Below are 16,766 nucleotides of genomic sequence, written 5' to 3' on the forward strand. Positions count from 1 at the left end.
CGCCCACTGGGAACACCTACAGCACCTCGATCCGCACGCTGTGTCCGCCGGATCGGGCGAGCCTCACGTCGCGGGTGAGAAGAGGACAGTCCAGGGCTTCGGCCAGCACGACGTAAGCAGCGTCGTAGGCGGAAACATTGTCGCGCAGTTGGATGGCTCGCCGTCGCAGCGCATCCGCCGACGGCCAGCGCTGGATCGGAACGTCCTCGAAATCCGTCAACAGGTCTTGCGCCCGATCGGCACTCAGATACCCGGCCAGAGTGAGCCCGCGCAGCGCAGAGACCACCTCGTAGTCCAGCAAGCTCGGCGCGTGCAGCTCCTCCTCTGCCAGCCGGGCGCGGAGTTCCTCGGTGCCGGCCAAGGCCGTCAACGCATCAACCACGGCGGCGCAATCCACCACGATCACGAGCCGGTTGGCTCCTGCACCTCCGCGAGGCGCTCCACACGCGCGGCGCCGAGTGGCTCTAGCGCAGATGCCTGCGCCTGTTCGGTGCGACGAACGGCCCGCTCGAGCACTTCACCGACCGTCGGGCGCGCCACGTCGCGGGAGACGAGCTCGAGCAGGTAGGTATTCAGTGACTCACCCCGGGCCGCCGCCCGTGCCTTCAGCGCCCGACGCGCCTCGTCCGGCACGTTCCTAATCTGCAACAGTGAACTCATGCATACATAATAATTCACTCTCCATACATTCTGTATTGATTCTGCGATAGGTACCGCAGCGACCTTGGCCGCCACCGACCGGTGAGCTCAGGACTTCAGTTTTCGCCAGCCGCCGGCACGGTTGTTCGGGATAATCTGCCGGAACATCTCGGTGAGGGCTCGGACATTGATCCTCTCGCCCCCGACACGCTGACTCGACGCGGGGCTCCGTGCGCTCGAATGCTGCTCAGGCGCCTGTGATTGCAGGAGCATCAGCAGCTTTGGAGCGCATGGCCTCGGCCGCGGGTCAGGCGATGCCGGTGAAGGCGGGCTTGCGCTTCTGCTGGAAGGCTGCGAATCCCTCGCGATAGTCCTCGGTGTCGCAGAGCGCGGCCTGGGCGAGCGTCTCCGCCGTCATGCTCTGCCAGAGTCCGAGGCGTTCGTCGCGCAGCGACTGCACGAGGGCCTTGCTTGCCAGGAACGCCTGCGTGGCGCCGGTCGAGGCCCTCACGGCCGCCGCCGCCGTGGCATCCGCTAGCTCGTCAGCGGGGAAGACCTGGCTGAAGAGTCCGCTGGCCACAGCCTCGGCGCCCGACATGAGTCGACCCGAGTAGATGAGGTCGAGCGTGCGGTGCGCTCCGAGGCGTTCCACGAACAGGGCATGGCCGCCGGAGTCGAGGGTGGCGCCGAGGTTGGCGAACGGCGAGCCGATCTTGGCGGTGTCGGCCACGTACACCACGTCGGTGGCGATGAGCAGGCCGAGGCCCACGCCGAGGCACGCGCCGTGCGCTGCCGCGAAGGTGGGCGCAGGGAACGAGCTCATGCGGTGCATGAGCCCGGTGACGAGACCGCCGAGGTAGCCCTGCACATCGTCGGTGCGCGGGTCGACGGCCGAAATGTCGCGTCCGGCGCAGAAAGCACGGCCCTCGCCGCGCAGCACGAGGGCGCGCACTCCGGCTTCCTCAGCGGATGCGTACGCCGCGTCGAGTTCGACAACCGCCGCCTCGTTGAGGGCGTTCATTTTCTCCGGTGCGTTGAGCACCACGTACGCGACGTTGTTGTCGATGGTCAGCTCGATCACGGGCATCCGCCTTTCTGGTTCGGCTGGAACGTGCGGAATACGGCTAGACGTCGTAGTCGACGACAACCTTCTCGGTGGTGGGGTGCGACTGACAGGTGAGCACGTAGCCGCGCTCGATCTCGTCGGGCTCGAGGGCGTAGTTCTCCGTCATGGTGACGTCGCCGCTCACGAGCTTGGCGCGGCAGGTGCCGCAGACTCCCCCGGCGCACGCGAACGGCACATCGGGCCTCACGCGCAGGGCCGCGTTGAGAATGCTCTCGTTAGCGTTCACCGGCGTGGTCACAGTGTTGCTCTGCCCGTCGAGGGTGAATTCGATCTGGAAGGTCTTGTCCCCCGCCGCCACGATGACGGGCCGGCCGATGTCGCCGCTCGCGCGGTTGGTCTCGCCCGTGGTGAAGAGCTCGAAGCGCACGCGCGAGGCGGCAACGCCCACGTCTTCGAGGGTGTCGCGGCAGAGCTGCACGAGCTCGAACGGGCCGCAGAGAAACCACTCGTTGACGGTTCCGGGGCGCAGGATCGTCTCGAGCATGCGGCGGAACTTGTCTTCGTCGATGCGCCCGGTGAGCAGAGAGGAGGACCGCTGCTCCCGCGACAGCACGTGGTACAGCGCGAGGCGGGCCGGGTAACGGTCTTTCAGGTCGGCCAGTTCGTCGAGAAACATCACGTCGAGTGCGGTGCGGTTCGTGTACACGAGAGTGAAACGTGAGGTAGCGGATGCCGCTAGCACCGTGTGCGCGAGCGACATCAACGGGGTGATGCCCGAGCCCGCGGCCACACCCACGATGTGCTTGTCGTCAAGGTCGGGCAGCGTGGAGGTGAACGTGCCCTGCGGGCTCATCACCTCGACTTTTTGGCCGGCCTTCAGCTCGGTGTTCGCCCAGCTGGAGAACACCCCACCGAGGTCGCGCTTGATCGCCACGCTGATCGTGCCCTGGCCCTCGGAGTCGACGCTCGGCGGGCGGCAGATCGAGTAGCTGCGGCGCAGCTCGTGGCCGTCGATGGTGGCGCGCAGGGCGAGGTGCTGGCCCGGCGCGTAGTCGAAGGAGCCGCGGAGCTCATCGGGAACCGCGAAGGTCACCTCCACGCTGTCGGCGGTGAGCTGGCGCACATCGGAGACGGTGAGGGTATGGAAACGCGCACGGTGCTTCGTCGCACCCAGATTCGTTGCAGTCATGGTCACAGCACCTTGAAGTAGTCGAAGGGTTCGAGACACGCCTTGCACTCGTAGAGCGACTTGCAGGAGGTCGAACCGAAATGGGCGAGTTCACGCGTGTTCAGGGAATTGCAGCGCGGGCACTTGACCGCGAGCTGGAGGCGCACGGGGCCCGCGGGGCCGGAGGGCCGGGCGGTGGCGTGCCCGGTCGGAGCGGCAATGCCGTACTCCTCGAGCTTCTTCTTGCCGTCGTCGCTCATCCAGTCCGTGGTCCACGCGGGGCTCAGCACGAGCCGCACCGAGACGTTTTCGTAGCCGGCAGCGGTGAGCGCCGCGAATACGTCGTCGCGCATGGCGTCGAGGGCGGGGCATCCGCTGTAGGTAGGTGTGAGGGAAACGTCGACGCCGGTCGCGGTGACGCTCACCGAGCGCAGCACGCCGAGGTCTTCGATCGTGAGCACCGGGATTTCCGGGTCGACAACAGTTGCGGCCACGGCCCAGGCCCGCAGCGAGGCGTCGTCGGTGGGCCGGGGCCGGGCGGCGGTTTCGTGAATGGTCACCATGATGCGCCCGGGTGTGCCCGCGCGAGAACCTGCATCTCGGCGAGCATCAGGCCGAGGTGCTCGGAGTGCACGCCGCGGCGACCGCCGCCCTGGGCGATGAAGCCGCGGGGTTCCTCGAGTTCTGCCTCGGCGAACACCGGCGCGATGGCCAGGTCGAAGACCTCTCGCAGGCTCGACGGCCGCACGGCGACGCCCTCGAGCCGGTCGAGCAGGGGCTCGTCGCGGAACATCTCGTCCACGTAGGGCCACATGTCGGAGAAGGCCACGATCATGCGGCGGCGGGATTCGTCGGTGCCCAGCGAGAGCCGCAGCACCCATTGCACGGAGTGATCGCGGTGGTAGTCGACCTCCTTGGCGGCCTTGTCGGAGATCGCCGCGAGGGTGGCATCGGAGGAGTCGCGCAGCCGGGTGTAAAGCTCGAAGAGGAAGTGCGACACGATGAACTGCCGCGCGATGGTGTGCGCGAAATCGCCGTTGGGCTGCTCGACGAGCTGCAGCGAACGCCACTCGGGCTCGTCGCGCCAGTAGGCGAGGTCGTCCTCGGTCTTCCCCGAGGCCGAACCTGCATAGTGCAGCAGAGCGCGGGCGTGCCCAATCAGGTCGAGGGCGATGTTTCCGAGGGCCACGTCTTCCTCGAGCTCGGGGGCGCGGGAGATCCAGGAGCCTAGGCGCTGCGAGAGTACGAGGGAGTCGTCGCCGAGCCAGAGCGCGTATTCCGCGACGTCGGGCGAGGCAACGGATGCCGAGGCGATCAGTTCGTCGGGAAGTATTGCCACGTCTACCTGGGCGTGACCGTGCACGTCGTCGGTGTGTGAACTCATAGGTGCTTCACGCCCTCGCTCTTGGAGTAGTAGCTCGCGTGGCGGTAGTTCTTGCCGGCAGGCGACTCGAAGAAGGCGCCCTTGGCGTCGGGGTCGCTCGTGGTGATGGCCGCGGCGGGTACGACCCACACCGACACGCCCTCGGCACGACGGGTGTAGAGGTCACGGGCGTTGCGCACGGCGAGAATCTCGTCGGGGGCGTGTAGCGAGCCGACGTGCACGTGGCTCAGGCCACGGTTGGAACGAACGAAGACTTCCCAGAGGGGCCAAATTTCAGCTGCGGAATCGCCGGGCGCGGTCATGAGGCCACCATTTCAGATCGTTCGGACTGTTTACGGGCATACTCTGCGGCGGCTTCGCGAACCCAGGCGCCTTCGTCGTGGGCGTCGCGACGACGCTGCAGGCGCTGGGCGTTGCTCGCGCCGCGGCCCGCGAGAACCTCGTGGAACTCGGCCCAGTCGATCTCGCCGAGGTCGTACTGCTGGGTTTCTTCGTTCCAGCGCAGGTCGGGGTCGGGCAGCGTGACGCCGAGAACGGCGGCCTGCGGCACGAGCATGCCGACGAAACGCTGACGCAGCTCGTCGTTGGAGTGGCGCTTGATCTTCCACGCCATCGACTGGGCGGAGTTGGGCGAGTCGTCGTCGGGCGGGCCGAACATCATGAGCGCGGGCCAGTACCACCGGTTCACGGATTCCTGCGCCATGGCGCGCTGTTCCTCGGTGCCCTGCATGAGCTCGAGCAGAATCTCGAAGCCCTGGCGCTGGTGGAAGGATTCTTCCTTGCAGATGCGCACCATTGCACGGCCGTAGGGGCCGTAGCTCGCGCGGCAGAGGGGCACCTGGTTGCAGATGGCGGCGCCGTCGACGAGCCAGCCAATCGAGCCCATGTCGGCCCAGGTCGGGGTGGGGTAGTTGAAGATCGAGGAGTAACGCGCCTTGCCAGCGATGAGCGCTTCCGTCATGCCGTCGCGAGTGGCGCCGAGGGTCTGGGCGGCGGAGTAGAGGTAGAGGCCGTGGCCGGCTTCGTCCTGCACCTTGGCCATCAGGATCGCCTTGCGCTTCAGGCTCGGGGCGCGGGTGATCCAGTTCGACTCCGGCTGCATGCCGATGATCTCGGAGTGCGCGTGCTGCGAAATCTGGCGCACGAGTGACTTGCGGTAGGCCTCGGGCATCCAGTCACGGGGCTCAATGCGCGAGTCCGCGGCAATGAGATCGTTGAACTGCTGCTCGTCAGCCGAAATCGCAGAACTCTCCGCGGAGGCATCCGGTGCAAGGGCATACGGCCCTGCGGGGGTTGTCATCATTGACTCCTGGTCGTCGTTGGCGCTCGTGAGTTTTACAGACGGCGGGGAAATCTTTCCCAACCGATCGTTCAGTTAGTATATAGTCACACTATCGGCGCGGCAAGCCCCGCCGCCAGCACAAAGTTTTCACACACCGGTCACTCAACGAGGAGAACCCCCACTTGGATGCATCACCGCAGACAGCAGCACCGGGCGACCCTACGGTGCCCGCACATCACGCCATGATGAAGCGTGATCGGGCCTCCGCTGCCCTCGGCATGGTCGTGGAACACACCGAGCCCGGCGGCGCGATCGTCTCCATGCTTATCCGAGACGACATGCTCAACGGATTCGACGTCACCCACGGCGGCATGGTCTTTGCCCTCGCCGACACTGCATTCGCTATTGCCTGCAACGACGACCACCACGTCACGCTCGCCGCCGGCGCCGACATCAGCTTTCTGAAGCCCACCACGCTCGGTCAGACTCTCACCGCAACCGCCGTACTCCGCACCAAGAGTGGGCGTTCCGGACTGTACGACGTGCGCGTAACCGACGAGCACAACGTTCCCATCGCGGAATTCCGCGGTCGCAGTCGCACCACGAACCTCGCTACGCCCACCCGCGCCCACAACTAACCTGCTCCCGGAGGCACCATGTCAACGCTGACCAAGACTCGCCTGCACGCCCCGTCCCTCGACGAACTCGACCCGGAAGAGCGCATGTCCAGGGACGAGATTCTCGCCCTGCAGCTGCGCCGCATACAGCAGACCGTGCGGCACGCCTACGCGAACGTGCCTCTCTATACGCGCAAGTTCGATGCTGCCGGCGTGCACCCCGACGACATTCGCACCCTCGACGATGTGCAGCGCCTCCCCTTCACCACGAAGGAAGACCTCCGGGTCTCGTACCCCTTCGGCATGTTCGCTGTGCCGATGGACCAGGTCGCGCGCATTCACACGTCTTCAGGCACCACCGGGCTGCCCACCGTCGTGGGCTACACCAAGCAGGACCTGCGCAACTGGGCCGGCCTCGTGGCCCGCAGCTTGCGAGCCTCGGGCGTTCGCCCGGGCATGAAGGTGCACAACGCCTACGGCTACGGCCTCTTCACCGGCGGACTCGGCGCCCACGCGGGCATCGAAGCCCTCGGCGCTGTTGCCATCCCCATGTCAGGCGGGCAGACCAACAAGCAGGTCCAGATGATCAATGACTTCCAGCCCGACGTTATCCTCTCCACCCCCAGCTACCTGTTGACGATAACGGATGCCATGGTGGCCGCCGGTCTCGACCCTCGCCGCTCCAGCCTCAAGGCCGGCGTGCTCGGCGCCGAGCCGTGGACCAACCAGCTGCGCCTCGAGCTCGAAGAGCGCCTCGACTTCGATGCGCTCGACATCTACGGCCTCAGCGAAGTGATGGGCCCGGGAGTCGGTAACGAGTGCATCGAGTCGAAGGACGGCCCGCACCTCTGGGAAGACCACTTCTACCCTGAGATCATCGACGGCGAATCCTGCCGCACACTCGGCGAGGGCGACACTGGTGAGCTCGTGTTCACGTCGCTCACCAAACAGGCATTCCCCGTTATCCGCTACCGTACGCGCGATCTCACCCGCCTGCTCCCGGGCACGGCCCGACCCGGCATGCGCCGCATGGAGAAGATCACGGGGCGCAACGACGACATGATCATCCTGCGCGGCGTGAACCTTTTCCCCACCCAGATCGAGGAGATTGTGCTCAGCATCGAGCACCTCTCTCCGCACTTCATTCTCGAGCTCACCAAGCCCGGACGCATGGACGAGCTGACCGTGCGCATCGAACGCCACGAACACGCCGACGGCGCTTCGTCCGACACCGCGCGCCGGGCGCTGATCAACCGCATCAAGGACCAGATCGGCTCCAGCGTCAATGTAGAGATCGCTGAGCCCGGCACCCTCGAGCGCAGCGTCGGCAAGCTCAAGCGCGTCTACGACCTGCGCTAACCGGGGGTTTCGCGCCCTGCGTGAGAGAATGTGAACAATGTCTGACGTGACCACAACCAAGCGCGGGCGCCCCGGTTACGACCAGCGCGCAATTCTCGATATCGCGGTCGCGGCCTTCAACGAGTATGGCTACGACGCCACCTCGATGGGAGTCCTGGCGGCACGCCTCGACCTGTCGAAGGCCGCCATCTACCACCACTTTTCCTCCAAGGAAGAGCTGCTGGCCTTGGCCCTCAACGAGGCCCTCACCGGCCTCGAGGGTGTCCTTCTCGAAGAGGGCGCTCTCGACGGCGCCGCCATCGACCGGCTGGCCTACGTGCTTCGCGGCGCCGTTCAGGTGCTGACCGCGAAGCTGCCTTCTGTGACCCTGCTCCTTCGAGTGCGAGGCAACTCCGACGTCGAGCGACAGGCCCTCACACGCCGGCGCGCTTTCGACCGCGCCGTCTCGGCCCTGGTCGTACAGGCACGAGAAGAGGGCACCATTCGAGCGGATGTCGACCCCCGGATCGTCACCCGCCTCGTCTTCGGCATGGTCAACTCCATCGCGGAGTGGTACCGGCCCGAGGGGCCCGAAGATGCGGCGGAACTCGCCGACGACGTGCTCAAGCTTGCCCTCGACGGCCTGCGAATGCCCCGCTAACCCCGCGCCTGCCGTCCCATCCCGCTGGTCGAGGAGCGAGGCACGAGCGCCTCGAGACCACGCGAGCCGACTCTCGGACTCGGCTCGCGTGGTCTCGATCGCTCCTTCGTCGCGCCTCGACCGGCGAGCAGGGGGGTTAACGAGAGAAGGCCACCCCGTGGGGTGGCCTTCTCTGTTGTTTCTAAGTTAAGTCCGGCGGTGTCCTACTCTCCCACAGGGTCCCCCCTGCAGTACCATCGGCGCAAAGAGTCTTAGCTTCCGGGTTCGGAATGTGACCGGGCGTTTCCCTCTTGCTATAGCCGCCGAAACATCTTTCGATGGTTCGAACAAACTTATACAAATGTATATTCAGTTCATATGAACTGTGTTGTTGTTCTCGACCGTACATCGAGAACCACATAGTGGACGCATAGCAGCTTCTTCAAACTGAGTGTTATCAAATTATCGGCTTATTAGTACCGGTCAGCTTCATGGGTCTTTAGTCCCCACTTCCACATCCGGCCTATCAACGCAGTAGTCTAGCTGCGAGCCTCTCCCCCTAAGGGATGGAAATCTCATCTCGAAGCCGGCTTCCCGCTTAGATGCTTTCAGCGGTTATCCGTTCCGAACGTAGCTAATCAGCGGTGCTCCTGGCGGAACAACTGACACACCAGAGGTTCGTCCATCCCGGTCCTCTCGTACTAGGGATAGATCTTCTCAAATTTCCTGCGCGCGCAGCGGATAGGGACCGAACTGTCTCACGACGTTCTAAACCCAGCTCGCGTACCGCTTTAATGGGCGAACAGCCCAACCCTTGGGACCTACTCCAGCCCCAGGATGCGACGAGCCGACATCGAGGTGCCAAACCATGCCGTCGATATGGACTCTTGGGCAAGATCAGCCTGTTATCCCCGAGGTACCTTTTATCCGTTGAGCGACAGCGCTTCCACAAGCCACTGCCGGATCACTAGTCCCGACTTTCGTCCCTGCTCGACTTGTCAGTCTCACAGTCAAGCTCCCTTGTGCACTTACACTCGACACCTGATTACCAACCAGGTTGAGGGAACCTTTGGGCGCCTCCGTTACTTTTTAGGAGGCAACCGCCCCAGTTAAACTACCCACCAGGCACTGTCCCTGAACCGGATCACGGTTCGAAGTTAGGTATCCAATATGACCAGAGTGGTATTTCAACGATGACTCCACCTGAACTAGCGTCCAAGCTTCACAGTCTCCCACCTATCCTACACAAGCCACACCGAACACCAATACCAAGCTGTAGTAAAGGTCACGGGGTCTTTCCGTCCTGCTGCGCGTAACGAGCATCTTTACTCGTAATGCAATTTCGCCGAGTTCGCGGTTGAGACAGCTGGGAAGTCGTTACGCCATTCGTGCAGGTCGGAACTTACCCGACAAGGAATTTCGCTACCTTAGGATGGTTATAGTTACCACCGCCGTTTACTGGGGCTTAAATTCTCAGCTTCGCCTTGCGGCTAACCGTTCCTCTTAACCTTCCAGCACCGGGCAGGCGTCAGTCCGTATACATCGTCTTGCGACTTAGCACGGACCTGTGTTTTTAGTAAACAGTCGCTTCCCACTGGTCTCTGCGGCCTTCGAACGCTCCCGGAGCTAGTCCGTTCACGCCTCAGGCCCCCCTTCTCCCGAAGTTACGGGGGCATTTTGCCGAGTTCCTTAACCACGATTCTCTCGATCTCCTTAGTATTCTCTACCTGATCACCTGAGTCGGTTTGGGGTACGGGTGACTAAAACCTCGCGTCGATGCTTTTCTTGGCAGCATAGGATCACTGATTTCACCCTTACGGGCTACCCATCGGGTCTCAGGCATCATGAACGACGGATTTGCCTATCGTTCGCCCTACATCCTTAGACCGGGTCAACCATCGCCCGGCTCAGCTACCTTCCTGCGTCACACCTGTTAATACGCTAACCGCACCAGCATAGGGTCGCACGCTAGGCCCCACGCTTCACCCCGAAGGGATCCATCTAGGGGATTCAGATGCTTAGCATTACTGGATTAGCTTGGGCGGTTTTTCGTCAGTACGGGAATATCAACCCGTTGTCCATCGACTACGCCTGTCGGCCTCGCCTTAGGTCCCGACTTACCCAGGGCGGATTAGCCTGGCCCTGGAACCCTTGATCTTTCGGAGGACGGGTTTCTCACCCGTCTTTCGCTACTCATGCCTGCATTCTCACTCGTGTAGCCTCCACGGCTGGTTTACACCGCCGCTTCGCTGGCCACACGACGCTCTCCTACCCATCAACACGGCTGAACCAACCACACAAGGTGGCGGCTTACCAAAAATATCAATGCCACAACTTCGGTGGCGTGCTTGAGCCCCGTTACATTGTCGGCGCGGAATCACTTGACCAGTGAGCTATTACGCACTCTTTCAAGGGTGGCTGCTTCTAAGCCAACCTCCTGGTTGTCTGTGCAACTCCACATCCTTTCCCACTTAGCACGCGCTTTGGGACCTTAGTTGGTGGTCTGGGTTGTTTCCCTCTCGACGATGAAGCTTATCCCCCACCGTCTCACTGCTGCGCTCTCACTTACCGGCATTCGGAGTTTGGCTGACGTCAGTAAGCTTTTGGGCCCCATCGGCCATCCAGTAGCTCTACCTCCGGCAAGAAACACGCAACGCTGCACCTAAATGCATTTCGGAGAGAACCAGCTATCACGAAGTTTGATTGGCCTTTCACCCCTATCCACAGCTCATCCCCTCCATTTTCAACTGAAGTGGGTTCGGTCCTCCACGACGTCTTACCGTCGCTTCAACCTGGCCATGGATAGATCACTTCGCTTCGGGTCTAGGACATGCGACTGAATCGCCCTATTCAGACTCGCTTTCGCTACGCATTCCCCTCTCGGGTTAAGCTCGCCACATATCACTAACTCGCAGGCTCATTCTTCAAAAGGCACGCTGTCACAGCAACAAGGCTGCTCCAACGGTTTGTAAGCAAACGGTTTCAGGTACTATTTCACTCCCCTCCCGGGGTACTTTTCACCTTTCCCTCACGGTACTTGTTCACTATCGGTCATGTAGGAGTATTTAGGCTTATCAGGTGGTCCTGACAGATTCACACGGGATTTCTCGGGCCCCGTGCTACTTGGGATACTTCTCGAGTGATTGCTGCATTTCGACTACGGGGTTCGCACCCTCTATGACCAGGCTTTCAATCCTGTTCGTCTATACAACGTTCTAACCCTCACCGCCTCGGTAGAGACAGCAGAAAAGTCCCGCAACCCCGACCATGCAACGCCTACCGGCTATCACACATGATCGGTTTAGCCTCATCCGGGTTCGCTCGCCACTACTAACGGAATCACTATTGTTTTCTCTTCCTGTGGGTACTGAGATGTTTCACTTCCCCACGTTCCCTCTACCCGCCCTATATATTCAGGCGGGAGTCACCAGGTCACCTCACGGGCCTGGCGGGGTTTCCCCATTCGGACATCCTCGGATCACAGTTCGTTTATCAACTCCCCGAGGCTTATCGCAGATTACTACGTCCTTCTTCGGCTCTACATGCCAAGGCATTCACCGTTTGCTCTTAAAAATTTGAAATCACATGAGTTTGAATCGATTAAGTACCCTGAATAAATTCAGAGTCGAAATTGACCAATGATCTAATTGCTTAGATCTTTGTAATTTGTCGTATAAATACGATCAAATTTAAGATGCTCGCGTCCACTGTGTAGTTCTCAAAGTACGGGCGGTACCCCTCCACGCCGGCAAGTGATGCCAACGAAAAAAGGTCCAGAGGAAAAGTCCAACACACACCAAAGTGCGTGATGTTCCGGTCCCTCAGGACCCAACAGCGTGCATATGCGATTCTCCCTGACCCCCACTTTTCCAACCCCCGAAGGAGCGTACCGAGTGAAGACCAGTCGTCTTCGCATCAATGTCAATGTTCCACCCATGAGCGCCATCCAAACCGTTCGGCCTGGTATGACTGGCAATCGTATTCCGCTGTATACAGACGGGACTGCACGTGCTCCTTAGAAAGGAGGTGATCCAGCCGCACCTTCCGGTACGGCTACCTTGTTACGACTTAGTCCTAATCACCGATCCCACCTTCGACAGCTCCTTCCCCAAGGGGTTAGGCCACCGGCTTCGGGTGTTACCGACTTTCATGACTTGACGGGCGGTGTGTACAAGGCCCGGGAACGTATTCACCGCAGCGTTGCTGATCTGCGATTACTAGCGACTCCGACTTCATGAGGTCGAGTTGCAGACCTCAATCCGAACTGAGACCGGCTTTTTGGGATTCGCTCCACCTTGCGGTATCGCAGCCCTTTGTACCGGCCATTGTAGCATGCGTGAAGCCCAAGACATAAGGGGCATGATGATTTGACGTCATCCCCACCTTCCTCCGAGTTGACCCCGGCAGTATCCCATGAGTTCCCACCATTACGTGCTGGCAACATAGGACGAGGGTTGCGCTCGTTGCGGGACTTAACCCAACATCTCACGACACGAGCTGACGACAACCATGCACCACCTGTATACCGACCTTGCGGGGCGACTGTTTCCAGCCGTTTCCGGTATATGTCAAGCCTTGGTAAGGTTCTTCGCGTTGCATCGAATTAATCCGCATGCTCCGCCGCTTGTGCGGGCCCCCGTCAATTCCTTTGAGTTTTAGCCTTGCGGCCGTACTCCCCAGGCGGGGAACTTAATGCGTTAGCTGCGACACGGAGACCGTGGAATGGTCCCCACATCTAGTTCCCAACGTTTACGGCATGGACTACCAGGGTATCTAATCCTGTTCGCTCCCCATGCTTTCGCTCCTCAGCGTCAGTTACGGCCCAGAGATCTGCCTTCGCCATTGGTGTTCCTCCTGATATCTGCGCATTCCACCGCTACACCAGGAATTCCAATCTCCCCTACCGCACTCTAGTCTGCCCGTACCCACTGCAGGCCCGAGGTTGAGCCTCGGGTTTTCACAGCAGACGCGACAAACCGCCTACGAGCTCTTTACGCCCAATAATTCCGGACAACGCTTGCACCCTACGTATTACCGCGGCTGCTGGCACGTAGTTAGCCGGTGCTTTTTCTGCAGGTACCGTCACTCCCAGGAAAACCCAGTCGCTTCTTCCCTACTAAAAGAGGTTTACAACCCGAAGGCCTTCGTCCCTCACGCGGCGTTGCTGCATCAGGCTTGCGCCCATTGTGCAATATTCCCCACTGCTGCCTCCCGTAGGAGTCTGGGCCGTGTCTCAGTCCCAGTGTGGCCGGTCACCCTCTCAGGCCGGCTACCCGTCGTCGCCTTGGTGAGCCATTACCTCACCAACTAGCTGATAGGCCGCGAGCTCATCCTTGACCAAAATTCTTTCCACCCCCAGAGATGCCTCCAAAGGTCGTATCCGGTATTAGCTACAGTTTCCCGCAGTTATCCCAGAGTCAAGGGCAGATTGCTCACGTGTTACTCACCCGTTCGCCACTGATCAAAGAAGCAAGCTCCTCATCACCGTTCGACTTGCATGTGTTAAGCACGCCGCCAGCGTTCGTCCTGAGCCAGGATCAAACTCTCCGTAAATGTTTGAATAGCTCCCGAATCCATATAAATACAAACACGGTGCCCATCTAGTGCAATAACCAGCCGGAATAGGCCAAGAAACTGCAAGTTTGAAACTGACAGAACAAATCATTACTGACTTGCTTTGTTTGTTTGCGTGATCGAAACCACGACTTTCAATTGTTATTCCAAAGGAATCTCATTGGCTGCTACCCGCTAGAAACGGGACCACAACCACGAGGTTTTTTGGCATTTGACATTGTGCACGCTGTTGAGTTCTCAAGGATCGGACGCACCCAGCCGCCGGCCACACAGACCATTGCACTGAAGCACTTCACTTGTTTCGTGTAGCCCCACCCACACCCAAAGGCCTGGAATGAAACTTCATCAAGCCAAACACACCTGCAAAGCAGAAGATTTAGACTTGGGATTGGTCCCGCATGAGGCCGAAAAGCTAAGCAGCTTTCCGCACCTGTGGGGTGACTTAGATGACATTACGGCCAATCCCCCCACCACGCAAATCAGCCCCCCCTTTTCCCCACATCCCGGGCGCGTCGCCCCCAACCCACCGAACCCAACACCCGCTCACCCGGTCTCGACACGCGCGCCAGCGCGCACTCCTCGAACAGCGACAGCGATAGGACATGCGCCCCGCGGCTTCCCCGCTTCCGCTGGTCGTGTCTCGACAGCTGAGGAGGCGCTTCGCGCCATCGTGGAATGCGGAAACAGGCCGCGTTTCGCTTTCCCCCTCCCGCTGGTCGAGGCGCGACGAAGGAGCGCTTGGATCGAGCTTGTCGAGATCGAGACCCGGCAAGCCGAGTCTGAGAGTCGGCCTGCGCGGCCTCGAGACGCTCGTGCCTCGCTCCTCGACCAGCGAGACGGGAAAGACGCCGCACTTCCCCAGAAGACCCCGCAAGCCAACTCCGCGGGTCGACTCACGACGTCTCGACACGCGCGCCAGCGCGCACTCCTCGACCAGCGACAGAAGGGGGGACCGTCGCTCGCGGCGACCGATGCGAGGGAGGGGGCGCCGGGCGCGGCGACCGGCGCGGAGAGTGGGCGCGGGTCCGGGAATGGGGCGGCCCCGAATGGGGGGCGTGGGTCCTCATTCATGCCGACTGTGGGCACGTGGGGACGGCTGATAAATTGACGGAACAGGGGCAATCGGGCGCCGAACGTCGCGTCCAGTCAGGAACGCAGCACGCCACTACGCCGGAACGATTGAGGAGCACTTCCATGAGAATTACCTGCCCGTACTGCCATTCGGATGCCACTCTCGCGCCGAACGCCGCTCACATCGAGAATGGCCCTCTTCCCCTCTACGCGCTGGCCTGCTCGGGGTGCGACCGCTCGAGTGTGCGGCGCGACAACCAGGATTTGCTCGTTGCCGCCCTCGTCGGGAGCCGCCACGGGAGCGGCACCCACGAACTCACTGTCACGGCCGAGCACGGTGGCCTCGTCTATTTTCATACCGACCCGACCGGTCGCAGCACCCCCACGCTCGAGCACTCCGACTTACTGGAGTTCGTCACGCGCAGCATCGGTGCCTCGCAATCATTCACCCTGCTCCTTCGCACCATGGAGGTAGGGGCACGTTTCGCGTCGCCTCACGGCAACATCCCGTACAAGGCCGTGCGCGGTTGGGTCGTTGTCGATGGGGAGATCCATGCGCTCACTCGCCATGAGGCATGGGCGGAGTCCTGCCGAGAGGCGGACTTCGAAATGCCTCCCGGGCCCGAAGACGGCGTGCACTACGTCGACGCCGACGCCATCAACCGTCCGTACCAGTGGAGGATGACCGCCGTCAGCTGACCTGATGACAGGGTTCTGCGTGACACGCGCAGCGTCGTAATGCAGACTGAAGCGGTGACGCCCCCACAGATAGCAGCCCTCGCCCCGCGCGCTCAGCACTGGGGATTTCGCCGCAACCTGTTGCGGCCGGCAGACTCCCATCGGGCCGACCGCGTCACCTACATCGAGCTCTTCTTTGACCTGATCTTTGTGCTGGCGCTGACGCAGTTGTCGCGCTCACTCTCGGAGAATCAGACTCTGGTCGGGGCTCTGGAATTCGCCATACTCATGCTCGCCATCTGGTGGATCTGGGTCTACACGACCTGGGTGACGAATTGGCTCAACCCGGTCCGCCTTCCTGTTCGGGGCATCGTCATCGGGCTTTCGTTCATCGGCCTGGTCATGAGCGCCTCACTCTACGAGTCCTTCGGCGACCGGGGCATCATTTTCGCCGCGGCGTACGTCAGCGTCCAACTGGGCAGAACCGTCTTCATGCTCCTCGCTGTCGTTCGCCACGATCCCGTGCTGCACCGCACCTTCGTGCGAATTCTCATCTGGCTCTCGGTCGCCAGCATCTTCTGGATCGTCGGTGCATTTCTTCCACCGGAACCGCGCCTGCTGCTCTGGGCAATCGCTCTCGGAATCGAGTTGTTGTCGGCCGGCCTCGGTTTTCGGGTACCCGGCCTCGGACGCTCTGGCGTCGAGGACTGGGATCTCTCCGGACCCCACATCGCCGAACGAAGTGCCCTCTTCGTCATTATCGCCCTCGGCGAATCACTCCTGGTGACCGGCTTTGCCTTCGTTGAAGAAGACACCTCCCCTCAGACCATCACCGGCATGTTCTTGGCGTTCGTCACGGGCGTGGCGATGTGGTGGTTGTACTTCGACCACGCCGAACGAGTTGGCCGTCGGGCGATCGCGGCGTCGACCTCTCCGGGTCGGGTTGCACGGCTCGCCTACACCTACGTGCACGCCATCATCATCGCCGGAATCGTGCTGACGTCGGTTGCCGACAAGGCGATAATCCTCCATCCGGACGACGAGATGACCACTGCCACGACTGTTCTTGCGGTCGGCGGTCCCCTGCTCTACATCGCGGGATTACTCGTGTTTCGACTGGTCGTCGCGAATGAACTTCTCGTCGCGCATCTGGTGGGCATCGGGCTGCTCGTAGCCGTCATCCCGTTCGCTTCCCTGCTGTCTCCCCTCGGCCTGGGCATCGTGACGACAGGGATCCTGGTGATCACGGCATCATGGGAGACGATTGTGCGGCTCCGAGAGGGAACGACCGACACGGATGCGGGCTGAA

The 16,766-nt window shown here is 61.5% G+C and carries 13 protein-coding genes and 3 rRNA genes; 5 read left to right on the forward strand and 11 right to left on the reverse strand.

The annotated features are described in order from the left end of the window. Positions 1–16: 16 nt before the first annotated feature. From BJ997_RS16695 to paaA, 8 genes are all read right to left on the reverse strand, one after another. Positions 17–406 carry a type II toxin-antitoxin system VapC family toxin gene (locus BJ997_RS16695; protein WP_035837834.1) on the reverse strand — a complete coding sequence of 130 codons (390 nt, stop codon included), beginning with the start codon at positions 404–406 and terminating at the stop codon, positions 17–19. Continuing rightward, entirely contained in the window at positions 403–660 is a 258-nt protein-coding gene (locus BJ997_RS16700) for a FitA-like ribbon-helix-helix domain-containing protein (protein ID WP_035837832.1), read from the reverse strand. Before BJ997_RS16700 ends, BJ997_RS16695 begins: the two co-directional genes overlap by 4 nt. A 286-nt stretch (positions 661–946) precedes the next feature. Continuing rightward, positions 947–1,720, reverse strand: a complete 774-nt coding sequence (locus BJ997_RS16705; protein WP_035837855.1) for an enoyl-CoA hydratase/isomerase family protein — start codon at positions 1,718–1,720, stop codon at positions 947–949. A 43-nt stretch (positions 1,721–1,763) separates the two neighbouring features. Then, the gene (gene paaE, locus BJ997_RS16710; protein WP_052542445.1) at positions 1,764–2,894 is read right to left on the reverse strand and encodes a 1,2-phenylacetyl-CoA epoxidase subunit PaaE; all 1,131 of its coding nucleotides are present in this window, start codon (positions 2,892–2,894) and stop codon (positions 1,764–1,766) included. Between the two features lie 2 nt (positions 2,895–2,896). Then, entirely contained in the window at positions 2,897–3,436 is a 540-nt protein-coding gene (gene paaD, locus BJ997_RS16715) for a 1,2-phenylacetyl-CoA epoxidase subunit PaaD (RefSeq protein WP_052542444.1), read from the reverse strand. Beyond that, a complete protein-coding gene (gene paaC / locus BJ997_RS16720; RefSeq protein ID WP_035837828.1) occupies positions 3,430–4,257 on the reverse strand; it encodes a 1,2-phenylacetyl-CoA epoxidase subunit PaaC in 828 nt (275 codons plus the stop codon). Before paaC ends, paaD begins: the two co-directional genes overlap by 7 nt. Then, positions 4,254–4,559, reverse strand: coding sequence for a 1,2-phenylacetyl-CoA epoxidase subunit PaaB (gene paaB / locus BJ997_RS16725; protein WP_035837826.1), 306 nt, complete (start codon positions 4,557–4,559; stop codon positions 4,254–4,256). Before paaB ends, paaC begins: the two co-directional genes overlap by 4 nt. After that, positions 4,556–5,560 (reverse strand): 1,2-phenylacetyl-CoA epoxidase subunit PaaA, encoded by a 1,005-nt coding sequence (paaA, locus tag BJ997_RS16730; protein ID WP_084141388.1) that lies wholly within the window; start codon positions 5,558–5,560, stop codon positions 4,556–4,558. Before paaA ends, paaB begins: the two co-directional genes overlap by 4 nt. Before the next feature lie 221 nt (positions 5,561–5,781). On the opposite strand from paaA, the gene paaI reads away from it, so the two are divergent. Genes paaI through BJ997_RS16745 form a run of 3 tightly spaced genes read left to right on the forward strand, consistent with a single transcriptional unit; the run spans position 5,782 to position 8,155 of the window. Then, the gene (gene paaI / locus BJ997_RS16735) at positions 5,782–6,177 is read left to right on the forward strand and encodes a hydroxyphenylacetyl-CoA thioesterase PaaI (RefSeq protein WP_035837823.1); all 396 of its coding nucleotides are present in this window, start codon (positions 5,782–5,784) and stop codon (positions 6,175–6,177) included. 18 nt (positions 6,178–6,195) lie between these two features. Continuing rightward, positions 6,196–7,515: a phenylacetate--CoA ligase PaaK gene (gene paaK / locus BJ997_RS16740; RefSeq protein WP_152602267.1), complete on the forward strand. Its 1,320-nt coding sequence runs from the start codon at positions 6,196–6,198 to the stop codon at positions 7,513–7,515. Positions 7,516–7,552: 37 nt separating this feature from the next. Then, positions 7,553–8,155 carry a TetR/AcrR family transcriptional regulator gene (locus BJ997_RS16745; RefSeq protein ID WP_035837821.1) on the forward strand — a complete coding sequence of 201 codons (603 nt, stop codon included), beginning with the start codon at positions 7,553–7,555 and terminating at the stop codon, positions 8,153–8,155. A gap of 190 nt (positions 8,156–8,345) precedes the next feature. On the opposite strand, the gene rrf is transcribed toward BJ997_RS16745, so the two are convergent. The 3 genes from rrf to BJ997_RS16760 form a co-directional block, all read right to left on the reverse strand. Further along, positions 8,346–8,462, reverse strand: a 5S ribosomal RNA gene (rrf, locus tag BJ997_RS16750). A gap of 125 nt (positions 8,463–8,587) precedes the next feature. Next, positions 8,588–11,715, reverse strand: a 23S ribosomal RNA gene (locus BJ997_RS16755). A gap of 438 nt (positions 11,716–12,153) precedes the next feature. Continuing rightward, positions 12,154–13,687 (reverse strand): 16S ribosomal RNA (locus tag BJ997_RS16760). The 16S, 23S and 5S rRNA genes sit together here, the layout of an rRNA operon. 1,215 nt (positions 13,688–14,902) lie before the next feature. Here BJ997_RS16760 and BJ997_RS16765 point away from each other — a divergent pair. Both BJ997_RS16765 and BJ997_RS16770 read left to right on the forward strand, forming a co-directional pair. Continuing rightward, positions 14,903–15,478 carry a hypothetical protein gene (locus BJ997_RS16765; RefSeq protein WP_035838460.1) on the forward strand — a complete coding sequence of 192 codons (576 nt, stop codon included), beginning with the start codon at positions 14,903–14,905 and terminating at the stop codon, positions 15,476–15,478. A gap of 54 nt (positions 15,479–15,532) precedes the next feature. After that, positions 15,533–16,765, forward strand: coding sequence for a low temperature requirement protein A (locus BJ997_RS16770; protein WP_201771745.1), 1,233 nt, complete (start codon positions 15,533–15,535; stop codon positions 16,763–16,765). The last annotated feature ends 1 nt before the right edge of the window (position 16,766 follow it).

The organism is Cryobacterium roopkundense (assembly GCF_014200405.1).
GTDB classification, from domain to species: Bacteria; Actinomycetota; Actinomycetes; order Actinomycetales; family Microbacteriaceae; genus Cryobacterium; species Cryobacterium roopkundense.

Bases quoted from the DNA above. Each gene is read 5' to 3' on its own strand.
- BJ997_RS16765 (WP_035838460.1), top strand. From the start codon at position 14,903: ATGAGAATTACCTGCCCGTACTGCCATTCGGATGCCACTCTCGCGCCG.
- paaB (WP_035837826.1), bottom strand. From the start codon at position 4,559: ATGACCGCGCCCGGCGATTCCGCAGCTGAAATTTGGCCCCTCTGGGAA.
- paaC (WP_035837828.1), bottom strand. From the start codon at position 4,257: ATGAGTTCACACACCGACGACGTGCACGGTCACGCCCAGGTAGACGTG.
- paaI (WP_035837823.1), top strand. From the start codon at position 5,782: ATGATGAAGCGTGATCGGGCCTCCGCTGCCCTCGGCATGGTCGTGGAA.
- BJ997_RS16745 (WP_035837821.1), top strand. From the start codon at position 7,553: ATGTCTGACGTGACCACAACCAAGCGCGGGCGCCCCGGTTACGACCAG.
- BJ997_RS16700 (WP_035837832.1), bottom strand. From the start codon at position 660: ATGAGTTCACTGTTGCAGATTAGGAACGTGCCGGACGAGGCGCGTCGG.
- paaK (WP_152602267.1), top strand. From the start codon at position 6,196: ATGTCAACGCTGACCAAGACTCGCCTGCACGCCCCGTCCCTCGACGAA.
- paaE (WP_052542445.1), bottom strand. From the start codon at position 2,894: ATGACTGCAACGAATCTGGGTGCGACGAAGCACCGTGCGCGTTTCCAT.
- paaA (WP_084141388.1), bottom strand. From the start codon at position 5,560: ATGATGACAACCCCCGCAGGGCCGTATGCCCTTGCACCGGATGCCTCC.
- paaD (WP_052542444.1), bottom strand. From the start codon at position 3,436: ATGGTGACCATTCACGAAACCGCCGCCCGGCCCCGGCCCACCGACGAC.